11 protein-coding genes and 1 pseudogene are annotated in these 12,410 nt (G+C 50.9%); 11 read left to right on the top strand and 1 reads right to left on the bottom strand.

The genetic code is table 11. The annotated features are described in order from the left end of the window. Positions 1-29 precede the first annotated feature (29 nt). The 11 genes and pseudogenes from Xvie_RS07280 to Xvie_RS07230 all read left to right on the top strand — a co-directional run. Entirely contained in the window at positions 30-362 is a 333-nt protein-coding gene (locus Xvie_RS07280; RefSeq protein ID WP_244175543.1) for a TIGR03745 family integrating conjugative element membrane protein, read from the top strand. A gap of 10 nt (positions 363-372) precedes the next feature. Further along, on the top strand, positions 373-729 hold the full coding sequence (locus tag Xvie_RS07275) for a TIGR03750 family conjugal transfer protein (RefSeq protein WP_086108676.1): 357 nt from the start codon (positions 373-375) through the stop codon (positions 727-729). Then, positions 726-1,382, top strand: a complete 657-nt coding sequence (locus tag Xvie_RS07270) for a PFL_4703 family integrating conjugative element protein (RefSeq protein ID WP_086108675.1) — start codon at positions 726-728, stop codon at positions 1,380-1,382. Before Xvie_RS07275 ends, Xvie_RS07270 begins: the two co-directional genes overlap by 4 nt. After that, positions 1,379-2,212, top strand: coding sequence for a TIGR03749 family integrating conjugative element protein (locus tag Xvie_RS07265; RefSeq protein WP_086108674.1), 834 nt, complete (start codon positions 1,379-1,381; stop codon positions 2,210-2,212). The genes Xvie_RS07270 and Xvie_RS07265 overlap by 4 nt, the downstream gene beginning before the upstream one ends. Continuing rightward, positions 2,202-3,614, top strand: a complete 1,413-nt coding sequence (locus tag Xvie_RS07260) for a TIGR03752 family integrating conjugative element protein (RefSeq protein ID WP_086108673.1) — start codon at positions 2,202-2,204, stop codon at positions 3,612-3,614. The genes Xvie_RS07265 and Xvie_RS07260 overlap by 11 nt, the downstream gene beginning before the upstream one ends. Then, entirely contained in the window at positions 3,614-3,970 is a 357-nt protein-coding gene (locus Xvie_RS07255; RefSeq protein WP_086108672.1) for a hypothetical protein, read from the top strand. The genes Xvie_RS07260 and Xvie_RS07255 overlap by 1 nt, the downstream gene beginning before the upstream one ends. Then, the gene (locus Xvie_RS07250) at positions 3,958-4,359 is read left to right on the top strand and encodes a TIGR03751 family conjugal transfer lipoprotein (protein WP_086108671.1); all 402 of its coding nucleotides are present in this window, start codon (positions 3,958-3,960) and stop codon (positions 4,357-4,359) included. Before Xvie_RS07255 ends, Xvie_RS07250 begins: the two co-directional genes overlap by 13 nt. Next, entirely contained in the window at positions 4,359-7,103 is a 2,745-nt protein-coding gene (locus tag Xvie_RS07245; protein WP_086108670.1) for a conjugative transfer ATPase, read from the top strand. The genes Xvie_RS07250 and Xvie_RS07245 overlap by 1 nt, the downstream gene beginning before the upstream one ends. Positions 7,104-7,206: 103 nt before the next feature. Continuing rightward, positions 7,207-10,455, top strand: coding sequence for an Ig-like domain-containing protein (locus Xvie_RS07240; RefSeq protein ID WP_086108669.1), 3,249 nt, complete (start codon positions 7,207-7,209; stop codon positions 10,453-10,455). Between the two features lie 130 nt (positions 10,456-10,585). After that, positions 10,586-10,984 carry a TIGR03757 family integrating conjugative element protein gene (locus tag Xvie_RS07235; protein ID WP_086108668.1) on the top strand — a complete coding sequence of 133 codons (399 nt, stop codon included), beginning with the start codon at positions 10,586-10,588 and terminating at the stop codon, positions 10,982-10,984. Beyond that, a pseudogene (locus tag Xvie_RS07230) lies at positions 10,981-11,322 on the top strand (TraU family protein); the annotation flags it as partial. The gene Xvie_RS07235 and the pseudogene Xvie_RS07230, both read left to right, overlap by 4 nt. 23 nt (positions 11,323-11,345) lie before the next feature. Here the strand turns inward: Xvie_RS07230 and Xvie_RS07225 are convergent. Beyond that, on the bottom strand, positions 11,346-12,137 hold the full coding sequence (locus Xvie_RS07225; protein ID WP_086108666.1) for a hypothetical protein: 792 nt from the start codon (positions 12,135-12,137) through the stop codon (positions 11,346-11,348). Between the last annotated feature and the right edge of the window lie 273 nt (positions 12,138-12,410).

Genomic DNA, 12,410 nt, shown 5'->3' with positions numbered 1-12,410 from the left:
CCGTCTGCCGACGTATCAGCACAAACCTGATGACACGGCTCAGTACATTCATGCTGTTATTCGGATTTTCCTGTGAATCAGCCTGGGCCGATTTGCCCGCTATTGAACCGCCCAAAAGTGGTGGCGGAGGCGGATTGCTGGGACAGGCGAAAGGGTACGCGCAGGATGGCATTGTGATTGGTGGGTTGATCCTCTCGGCAGTGGCGTTCTTTAAGGTCGCCTCGGCCGCCGTCGAAACTTTTTCCGAAGTGCGGGATGGCAAATCGACCTGGACCCAATTTGGCGCCATCGTCGTGGTTGGCGTGGTGCTGTTGGTTGCCGTGATTTGGTTGCTGTCGAAATCGGCCAGCATTATCTTTTAAGGTAGTTACCATGCAAACGATCGCTTTTTTACCTGACCGTTTAAACGCCGAACCGGTGGTATTTCGCGGGTTTACTACGCCTGAGATGGGACTGGCTGCACTGACTGGGATCGCGCTCGGACTGGCAGTCAGTATTCCCCTGATCCCGTTAGCCGGTTGGGTCATGCTCCCGACCGGCATGTTGGTCATGCCCTTGTTACTGGTAAGCTTTGGCGGGCGCTGGCTTGCGCATGTTAAACGTGGCAAGCCGGAAAATTATATCTGGCTGAAGCTGGAAGAGAAAAAACGCCGGCTGGGTATCGGTGATCCGGCATGGATTATTACCGCTCAGGGCTGGTCGTTGCGCCGCAGCAGGAGCCTGCGATGAGCCGGTTTCGTCATGCGATCAAAAATCGGGATCAGCATATTCTGACTCTGAGAATGGTGTGCAGCATTTTGGTGTTGGTATTGCTGCTGACCCTGAGCGGCTGGATGGCTTCACCGCGTAATCTTACCATCCATAATCCGCCGGACTTACGCACCGGCAGTACCCGCCCGTGGTGGGAAGTACCTGCGCCGAGTGTCTACAGTTTTGCCTTTTATATTTTCCAGCAACTAAACGCCTGGCCGAAAAACGGCGCACAGGACTATCCGGCCAAAATTTACGCTTTATCACCTTATTTGACGCCTGCGTGTCAGGATTTTCTGCGGGAAGATGCCAAAACCCGTGCTGACAGTGGCGAGCTGCTCGACCGGGTGCGCGTGGTGTATGAAATTCCCGGCCGGGGCTATGGGACGCGCAGTGTGACGGTGCGTGACCGAAATAACTGGGTGGTCCGGCTGGATTTGGTGGCCGATGAATATTATCACGCCGAACCGGTTAAACGGGCATTAGTGCGCTATCCGCTGAAAGTGGTGCGCTGGGAAGGCGATGCCGAGCGTAATCCCTTCGGGCTGGCACTGGATTGTTACGACGGAATGCCACAGCGGCTGGAAGCCATGCCGCAACCTTTGGAAGAGAAAAAGGGCGTGTTTCAATGAGAGGATATCAGTCTTGCTATACCTGTTTTTGGCTGGGGTTGGTCAGCCTCTTGCTGTTTAGCATCGGCGCAAAGGCCGATGAACTGATGAAATGGGAACGCATTCCGTTATCCATTGCGCTCAAGGTCGGACAGGAGCGGATTATTTTTGCTGACCGGAATGTCCGTGTCGGTTTTCCGCCGTTGCTCAGCGATAAATTGCGGGTACAAAGCGCAGGCGGGGCGATTTACCTGAAAGCCAACAATGCTTTCCCGCAAACCCGCCTGCAATTGCAGGACAGTGAAAATGGCGAAATCATTTTACTGGATATCACCGCCGCCAAAGCGGGGCCAACAGAGCCGGTACGGATTATTTATTCGGATGAAAAACAACCTGATTCAACTAAAAAATCACAATCCCAGAGCAAATCCCAATTATCCACGCCCGTGCCGGTAACGCTGATCCGCTATGCCGCACAGCAGCTCTATGCACCATTACGTACTGTCGAGCCGGTTACCGGCATTCAGCCGATGAACCTGCATTTGGCCTCATCCATCACCACCCTCTATCCGTCAGAGCCGATTGAAATTATCCCGCTGGCAGGCTGGAGACTGCACAATCATACTGTGGTAGCACTGAAATTGCGCAATCCCATCCAACGAAAAATCACCCTTGATCCACGGGCCTTACAGGGGAAATTTGTAGCGGCAACGTTCCAGCATCGTTGGCTGGGTGAGGCGGGGACACCGGAAGAGACCACGGTATTGTATCTCGTCACCAAAGGGCTGCCGGATAACGCCCTTATACCTGAGCCGGCATCGGTGAAACCGGGAGGACGTCATGCAGGTTAAATCCAATGCGTTGGTGAAAATACTGGTGCCCATAGTGCTGCTTATCGGCGGGTTTATTGGCATCAAAAGTTGCCGTTCAACGGAAGGTGCAGCGCCCAGCACGACGGCGAATAATGTGTTGGCCACGCTGTCACCGGAGGAGTTGCAGGCGCTGGGGGTAGGGGGCGATACGCCGGAGGATACCCTGCGTACCCTGATAGGGGCACTGAATAAAGTGCGGGCAGAGCAGAAACGCTTAGGCCAGCAGAATGCCGATATTTTGAAAGAAAATGACCAGTTAAAAAATCAGAACCACGATGTCGCCGGCCAGATAGATGCGGCGGTTGCCGCCATCCGTCAGGAGGATGAACAGCGCCAGCGCGAGTTACAGGACGATCAAAGGGGATTGCTGGCACAGATTGATTTGCTGACAGAGCGGTTAAATTCAACGCCTTTGCCTGCTCAGGATAATCAGATGCCGCTTGGGCTGGGGCTGACAAGCAGTCAGTATGCCGCCAATCCAGTCAGAGGGCAGGATGAACTCATCTGGGTGACACCTGCTGATGAAAAGTCTTCAGATATGCAAGCTATGGGCAATGGAAAAACCACGGCACAATTTTCGACTTCTTTTTTAAGTGAACAACCGACCACTGGGCAAAATACACCCCAAAATTCCTCGCTTAAGGAAGAAAACGAAAAACCGGTCTATACCCTGTCTGAAAATGCCACTTTAGTGGGCAGTCAGGCGATGACCGCGTTATTAGGCCGTGTTCCGGTGAATGGCACGGTCACTGATCCGTATCCGTTCAAAATTCTTATCGGCAAAGACAACCTGACCGCCAACGGTATCGAACTGCCGGAAGTGGAAGGTGCTGTTATCTCCGGTTCGGCCAGTGGCGACTGGACACTCTCCTGCGTGCGGGGGCAGGTCAATTCCATCACCTTTGTTTTTCAGGATGGTACGGTGCGTACCTTACCGGGCACCGGGCAAAATCCACAGGGCATCGGCTGGCTGTCTGATGAAAATGGCATTCCCTGTATCAGCGGTGAGCGTAAATCCAACGCCAGCACCTATCTGCCGACGTTGTTTGCCCTTTCGGCCATGAATTCAGCCGGGGACGCATTGAACGAAAGTCAGCGAACCGCGCAAACCAACGGTGCTGGCGGCATCATGTCAGCCTTAACGGGCAATGCCGGACAATCTGCATTAGGAAAAGCCATGGCCGGTGGCATGAATGACATAACCGAATGGCTCAAACAACGTTACAGCCAGACGTTTGATGCGGTTTATGTTCCACCCGGTGCCCGGTTAGTAGTGCATATCACACAACCGCTGGCGATTGATTATGAAACGACAGGACGTAAGGTGCGTTACGGTTTTAGTGAACCTACCCAATCTGTCACTCAGGAAGACTTAGATTAATGGAAACGACTTCTTCTCAATGGCTGTTTTGTGCCAGCCCGCCTTATTGCCTGCAAATCAATATAACACCCCATTCTGAACCCATGCCCGTTCAGCTTTACTGGCGGTCTGTCCGTAAAAAAGAGTACCGATTATATTTTTCAGCCGGCAGAGAATGCCGGGAGTTGGGTGAGGGTGATTTTACTGTCTTTCGCCTGACGGAAACCCAGTGGCAGGCGGTAGTTGAGAATAGCGCCGGGGCTGAACCTGAACAATGGGAGCGACTACCTTTTACCTTATCAGAACTGGCGGTACACCCCGAATTTGTCACATTTACCGCCATTGACATCCCGGAGACCCGAGTATGCGGAAAATAAAACAGTCTGTCGTGTTATGTCTGGCCGGGCTGCTGGCAGGCTGCGCAACCTCGAAAGATACCTTACTCCCTGCTGGGGAGCAGACGGTGCTGGCGATGTGGCAGGGAAACAAGGCAGGCCATAGCGCAGCACAGGTAAGACAAACCTTGCGCCGGGCGTTAACCCCTGCCGAACGAAACCGGGCACTGGAAGAACCTTACCATTACAGTCGTTCGGTTGAGCATGAAATCAGCCAGCAGTTTCCCCGCTTACCCAATCCCGATATGGTGATGTATGTTTATCCGCATCTGGCCGCAGGCAATACACCGATACCGGGATACAGTACGGTGTTCCCGTTTTATCAGCAGGTGCAGTATGCCCTGCCGGGTGAACACACGGAGGTACTGTAATGCAAAACATTAAAGCATTGAATCGCCCCGGCCAACTACGTGAGGCAGATGAGGCTGCGGTTTACCGGGCTAACCCTTCCATCATCGATTATCTCCCTTGGGTGGAATATCTGGAAGACGGGCAATGTTTGTTGCTGGACGACGGTATTTCCGTGGGGGCGGTTTACCGCATTGAACCCGTGGCAACGGAAGGTCGTCCCCTTGAACGATTGATTGAGATTCGGGATCAGCTGGAAGATGCGATTCAGGACAGTCTGGAAGAAGACGATATTTCACCGTGGGTGGTGCAGTTTTTTTGTCAGGATGAAGATGATCCGGCCAGTTATCTCAACACATTACAGGACTATGTGAAACCGTGGGCGCAAGGCACGGCCTTTACAGACACCTTTCTGTCTGAATCGGAACGCCACCTGAAGGGGATTGCTCAGCCTGACGGGATATTTCAGGACTCTCTGATTACCGGGCAACCCTGGCGAGGTCAGCAACGTCAGACGCGTATGGTGGTCTACCGCTGGCACTCCTCTGGCCACAAATCCCGTGCTGATAACCCTTCTCTGTCATCCGTCGCTGCACTTAATCAGGTCTGTGAACGGCTGGTGTCATCACTGGCTTCTGCTGGCATTATTGCCATTCGACAAAATGGCGGTCAGATTCACAGCTGGCTATTGCGCCATTTTAATCCGGCCCCGGACTGGGGCATGGAAAAGGCTGATTTTTACCGTACTGTGAGTTACGAGGCATCCACACAATCGGATCTTCCCGTCAATAATGATTTTGCTGAAAGTCTGTGGTTTACCCCGCCGGTGTCTGATCCCGAAAACGGACTCTGGTGGTTTGACGGCCTGCCGCATAAAGCCATTCCGGTCGAACGCCTGCGCCGCCCGCCGGAGCCGGGCACGCTGACAGGGGAAGTAAGACGGGGTGATCATATCAATGCCCTGATGGATATGATGCCGGAAGGCACCGTGGTCACGCTGACCATCGTGGCGCAGGCACAGGACACATTGGAAGAAGATTTTACCCGGCTGGCAAAAAATGCGGTGGGGGAAAATACTGAATCAGCACGTGTCCGGCAGGATGTGCTGGAAGTGAAGGAATTACTGGGGCGACGCCATAAACTGTATCGCAGTGCGCTGACCTTTCTGGTGCGTGGCAAGGATTTGGGTAATCTGAATCAGCGGGTTCATCAGCTTTCTTCCACATTACTGAGTGCTGGATTACAACCCGTGCGACCGGAATTCAGTGTTTCCCCGCTGAATACATATTTGCGTGCCCTGCCGATGGGCTTTAACCCGCAGAAGGACAAAAAACACTGGTTTACCCGCCTGAGCTGGGTGCAACATTTGGCGGGACTCTTGCCGGTGACAGGCCGTTCGACAGGCACCGGGCATCCGGGTTTCAGCTTTTTTAATCGTGGTGGGGCACCGTTGACTTTTGATCCGATGAACAAACAGGATCGCACCCAGAATGCCCACTTATTGCTGTTTGGCCCGACAGGAGCAGGTAAATCTGCGACTCTGTGTGCCTCCCTGGTGCAATTGATGGCGATCCACCGACCGCGTCTGTTTATTGTGGAAGCGGGGAACAGCTTTGGTTTACTGGCGGATTATTACGAAAGTCTGGGGCTGACGGTCAATAAAATCGGTATCAAACCGGGTTGTGGCGTCAGTCTGGCGCTATTTGCCGATGCCCATCAACTGCTGCAACTCAGTCCCAATAAATGGCAGGACATTCCTGATGAATCGCAGGAAGACGAAAATGATGAACAGCGCGATATTCTGGGTGAGATGGAAATTGCCGCCCGGCTGATGATCACTGGCGGTGAGAAAAAAGAGGAAGAGCGCCTGACCCGCTCGGATCGGGGGTTAATCCGTGAAGCCATTATGATGGCAGCACACACCAGCTTTGCTGAGGGACGTCAGATGGTGGCCTCAGACTTACAAAATGCGTTGTATGCCATCGCCCGAAACCATCAACAGGATGAACACGGTCAGCCGTTAATCACGGCACATCGCCGGGCACGGGCGGATGAAATGGCCGGTGCCATGTCGATGTTTACCCAGGGCTTTGAAGGGGAACTGTTTAACCGTCCCGGTACGCCGTGGCCGGAAGTGGATGTCACGTTGATTGATTTGGGTACACTGGCGCGGGAAAACTATTCGGCACAAATGGCACTGGCGATGGTCTCACTCATTAACACCGTGAATAATCTGGCCGAACGGGATCAATATCAGGATCGAGAACTGCAATTGGTGATCGATGAAGGGCATATCACAACCACCAACCCGCTGCTCTCCCCCTATATGACCAAGGTAGTGAAAATGTGGCGTAAACTGGGCGCCTGGCTGTGGCTCGCAACCCAAAACCTCGCTGACTACCCGGATACCGCTGAAAAAATGCTGAATATGGCTGAATGGTGGTTGTGCCTGACCATGCCGCCGGATGAAGTCGAACAAATCGCCCGCTTCAAAAAACTGACCGAGGAACAAAAAGCCGTGTTGCTCTCCGCCAGTAAACTCCCGCGCTGCTATACCGAAGGCGTAGTGCTGGCGAAAAAAATCGAAGCCTTGTTCCGGGTGGTGCCACCGAGCCTTTATCTGGCACTGGGGATGACGGAAAAAGAAGAAAAAGCGGAGCGACGGGCATTAATGCGGGCGTATCAGTGCAGTGAACTGGAAGCGGCGGTTTTGGTGGCCAGAAAAATGGATATTGCGCGGGGATTACATCTTGAATCCAATGGGTGACAGTCGTTTAATTTTCATGTTCGAAAAAAGAATTAAGCGCGGTACTTAAGCTGTGTTTTCGGCATGTTACCCCTTTCAGCATGAATGAAAAGGGTAACAACTCGTGGTGCAAAAAATCCAATCCACTTGGTATAATAGAACAAAATCTCTGATTATCAGCTTGTTAAGTCTGTCACTGAGTTTTTCCGGTCAGGCTATGCCAGAAGATCAAAACCAAGACCCGCAGACACAAAAACTGGCCGAAATCACCGCCCAATGGAGTCAACTTACTCAATCGCAATCACCCAGCGAAGCGGCAAAAACAATGGCCGCCCAGAAGTTAACGTCTGCGGTGGCGTCGACACTGACACCGTGGTTAAATCAATACGGCAATGCCCGCCTCACACTCCCTTTCGACAATCATTTTTCGTTAAAAGACATTTCATTTGATTGGTTACTGCCTTTTTATCAACCAGTTTCGGGTACTGCATTCAGCCAGTTAGGGGTAAAAAACCATCACGGTCAGACAACAACGGCAGTCGGATTTGGCTATCGTTATGTCGCCGATAATTGGTTATGGGGTGCCAATGTCTTCTGGGATGCGTTGTGGCCGGAGCTGCATCACCGTTACAGTCTTGGGCTGGAAGCCTGGCATGATAACGTCAAATTGTCCGCCAATCTTTACCAGCGCTTATCTCACTGGAAAACCGCGAGGCTCACGGATTTTGATGCAAGACCGGCCAATGGCTGGGATATTCAGGCCGAAGCGTATTTGCCTGCTTTTCCTCATTGGGGCGGGCAATTGAAGTATGAACACTATTACGGGCAGCAGGTTGCATTATTGGGGGAATCAGAACGCCAGAAAAATCCGTATAGCGTCACCACCGGGCTGACTTACACGCCAGTTCCCTTAGTGACACTGGGCGCAGATTTTCGGCAGGGTAAACAAGGTGTCAGTGAGAACCGTTTTACTCTGAACCTCAATTATCAATTGGGCGTTCCGTTCAGCCAACAGTTTGATCCAAACGCAGTCGCGCCATTGCGCAATTTAAGATCCAGCCAATTTGATGTTGTAAATCGCCGCAGCGATATGGTGTTGGATTATCAGAAACAAACGTTGCTGACACTGGCTTTCCCTGCATCAATCAACGGATATGAAGGCAAGGAAGTGACCTTTGTACCGATTATCCAATCCAAATATCCGTTGGCACGTTTAGAGCTGGATACGGCTGAATTACAGCAGGCAGGCGGGAAAATGCTTGATCAACGGCCGGAGAAAGTGACGTTACGGTTGCCGAAAGCCACGGAAAAACCTGTTCGGCTTGCGGGAATAGCCATCGACAGCCGGGGTAACCGTTCCAACCGGGCAGAAATCATGATGGTGAGTTTGCCGACAGAAAAGCGATTGCAGGTGACAGCGAATAAAACGCAGGCTAAAGCCGATGGCCATGATAATGTGATCTATACCGTCCTTGTTACCGATCAGGAGGGGACTCCCGTCCCTAATCAAACGGTTATCTGGTCAAGTGATAAAGGCGAATTAGCCCAAACCCGGCAGAACACGGATGCACAGGGGCAGGCAGCGGTTGTGCTCCGCAGCCGTCAGCAGGGTCTGCACACCGTACGCGTTGCTGTCGATGAGCACGTTACCATGGCGCTTTCGGTACAGTTTGATGCGGTGCTGATACCCGAAATCACCGTTGATAAACAGAGCGTTAAGGCGAATGGAAAAGCCATGGCGTCCTTGACTGTCACGGTTAAAAACGCCGACGGTCAACCTGTTCCAAATCAAGCCGTTGGCTGGCAGACCAATATTGGACAGTTCTCCTCATTTTCATTAATGACTAATGCGAAAGGGCAGGCCACCGCTTATTTAACCAGCCGGGTGTCAGGAAATGCGGAAGTGACGGTGGTGGTTGGCAGCGAAATGGTGATGTATTCTTCAATTAGCTTTATTGCCTCGCTAACTCATACGCTTCAGGCGGACAAACAAACGGCTATTGCCGATGGTCAGGACAGCATCCTTTATACGGTGAACGTGCGCGATGCAGCAGATCAACCCGTTGCTAACAGCAAAGTGCAATGGTCAGCGGATAACGGGCAACTGCTGGATAAGCAGGGGCAGACAAACAGCCAGGGAGAAGCGACAGCCCGGTTAGTCAGCCAAACCTCAGGAACGGCAACGATGAAAGCAGAGGTGGCGGAAAAAACACTTCATGCTGCGCCGGTGACGTTTGAACGCTGGCTGAAACCCGTGATCACAGTGGATAAAGACCGGGCGAAAAGCGATGGCCAGGACACGGTGGTGTTGACCGCCACGGTGAAAGACTCATTGGGGTTACCCGTGGCAAATCAGTCGGTGATTTGGCAAACGGATCGCGGTGTGTTGTCTTCAGAACGAACAGAAACGGATAGCCAGGGGCAAACACAGGTTAAGCTGAGTAGTACGTTGACAGGCGAGCATCAGGTGCAGATCCGAGTCGGCGATGAGCTGTTGGCTGCACCCGTGATTATGTTTGAAGAAGCCCTGTTGTCAACTATTCGGGTGGATAAAACCCATGCGGTAGCTAATGGCACTGAGCAGGTAACGTTCACCGTCACGGTCATGGACAGTCGTGGCTGGGGGCTTTCGGATCAGACTGTTGAGTGGTCGGGGGACTTCAGCGAGATGATTTCTGTGAAAACCCAGACAGACTACTGGGGAAATGCAACTGTAACTGTTGTCAGCCACCATCCGGGAAAAGGTGAGGTTATTGCGCGGATCGGTGATCAGCAACAAGAATCGCCAGTGATTGAATTTTTTTCGCCGCTGCGTATTGAGGATATTGTTGCTGTTGATAGTCAGGGCGGCAATGCCAACCAGAAATCATTTGGTACCAGAGGGCCTTCCGTTTTCTGGCGTGGTGCAAAATTTCGCCTTATCACGGCAGGCAATACAGGCCGGGTAAGCTGGCAGAGTGATTCTCCAGCGGTCACGGTATCGGGTGATGTGGTGACGGTGCAACAAAATCCTGACGGAGTAAGATTCACCGGTACTGATGAGACCGGGCAGCAGGTCGAATTGACCTTGACGGTTCACACCTGGTTTGAGCGCTCCGGCCTGACGAAAGCGTTTTATTCTGAGGCAAAACAACTTTGCAAATCACTTGGCAGCCGGATTGCCTCCAAATATGCACTCGAACAGCTCTATGAAGAATGGGGTAATTTTTATCTCTACAATGGCTGGGCACGGGAGTTTTATGTGACTTCTACGGATTATCTGGCAGCCAGCTCAGGTTCAGCAGAGCATCAGGCGAAATGGGCGTTTTGGGCAGAGACAGACAGATGGATGCGAAATGGTTGGGCGATGACGGGATTCGCGTGTGGCCATTAATGAATGATAGGGGATGTTTTGCTTTGCACATCAATTCTTTTTTTCATTTTTCGGAAAACTAATTAATGGCTGATTTCTGCAACGTATTTCTTCAGGCTATCCCGGTACTTGATGAAACGGGAAGTGCACTATGTGGAAGTCGGCTCTATTATTCTGGGGGGGATTGCTGGCATCATTATCGGCCAATGCGAAAATGGTTATCTATACTGACAGCCAACATCCTCCCGTCAATTTTTCCCCAGAGACACCTATTATCTGGCTGGATACGGCTGAACAATATCAGAAAAAAATCTTCTCTCACCTTTCTGCCGATCCGCAGCAAGCCGCTATTCAAGCACAGGCTATGCTGCAATCTCCCCAATGGCGTGAACAGGAACAACAAATTTTCAATGATTACCGTGCCGTTGTTGATGCCTGGCAATTAGGTGTGCGCAAGTATCCTGCGGTGGTATTTGATGACTGTGATGTAGTGTATGGCACAGCGGATGTGGCAAAGGCGAGTGCACTCAGGGAGCAGGCTCAACCATGAGTATTCAACGTGTGACTTTTCCTGCGCTTATCACCCTAATAGCGGCATTTTCCCCGGTTACGCAGGCCTCAATCAATACCGCTCAGATTGTCGCCAGCAGTCTCTCGCCTGCCTGTATTCAGTGGCGGGTCAGCTGCATTTGTTACTGGTTGTTTTGTTCCTGGCATGGCTGGACGGTGAAAACTTCGGTTAAAGTCACGTATTACCTGCCTGAAGCGGCGATTTCCACCTATCATGCACCCGGCGGTAATCCGTGGTCAGGAATGGCACAGGTCAGCCGATTATCCGGCGGACAGGAAAATGCCGTCACCGGGGCGTTATCCCACCTGACTGCCGGGGATAATAGTCTTCTGACGCTTTATCACATGATTTTTTCATCCTGAAGATGGCTCATGCTCATAAGCACTTCGCATAAACTCACATTTTTAGGCACAATGGTGCTGATATCATATTTTGGGGAACTAAAAAGAAAGGGAAAAAGATCCCGGCCATTTTCAAGTTTTCTTGTCTTATCGAGTGTTTCAAAGTAGTTGTAGATCTCCGATACCACTTTTTTATGTATTTCACTTTTAATAAAATTATTTCTCTGAAAGGGATTTTCATAGTCTCCGTAGTACAATTTACGCAAATAAAGAATATTTTCTTCTCCGTCTTCATACATTGAAGAGGTGACTAAGGCCATAATTTCCTCTGTGCGGTCTTTCTTGACGTGAGTAAAAAAATCATTAATGCACTGCTGTAACTGAGGTGTGCACTTTCCTTGTGGTTTTGGCCGTTTTATTTCTTCAAAAGTGGACTGTTCTTCCGACATTTTTAACATATCAGTCATGATATTTTTAAATTCTTTCGGACATTGCGTCTGTTTCACTTCCGCATAAATACATTGGCTAAAATGACCGGAATTGTGTGTGTAATTGTATTTTCTGATAGTCAGAACATATATTCCCGGCTGCGGTTCATACCCTTTTATGTCAGTGGATTCATAGGCGAACTTGAAATAAATTCCGTTTTTTTTGTTATAGCCGATCAGTTTTCCCGCTGCCGCAAAATCGGCGACAGTGCACCCACAATCGCAATAAAAGGGGATCTCGCCATTAATAAGAAGAAACCAGCCTTCTGGAACGGTTATTTCATTTTGCATTGGATTTATCATATATTGTCTTCTTTTTCAAAATCGATAATGGTGGTCAGAGTGTATCAGTCGGTGCTGCCGCTCGGTTTCCGTTGACTTACTCCACCCGATAGCTGGGCAGGAAAGGGACAGGCAAAGCCCGTTATTTATGCGTGTACTTTTTGCTCATTATGATGGGGTGCTGATTGTTTTATCGGCATATTTTTCATTGAGTTCATCACAAATTTTGTCAGCCGGTGTGTTTATTTTCATTTTCAGAAAATCAGTTACGGGCTGACTTTTACTGTGGCTTTC

Source organism: Xenorhabdus vietnamensis (genome assembly GCF_002127535.1).
GTDB lineage: Bacteria > Pseudomonadota > Gammaproteobacteria > Enterobacterales > Enterobacteriaceae > Xenorhabdus > Xenorhabdus vietnamensis.
The sequence above is the reverse complement of the archived record's forward strand: the minus strand, read 5'-3'. Positions and strand labels throughout refer to the sequence as shown.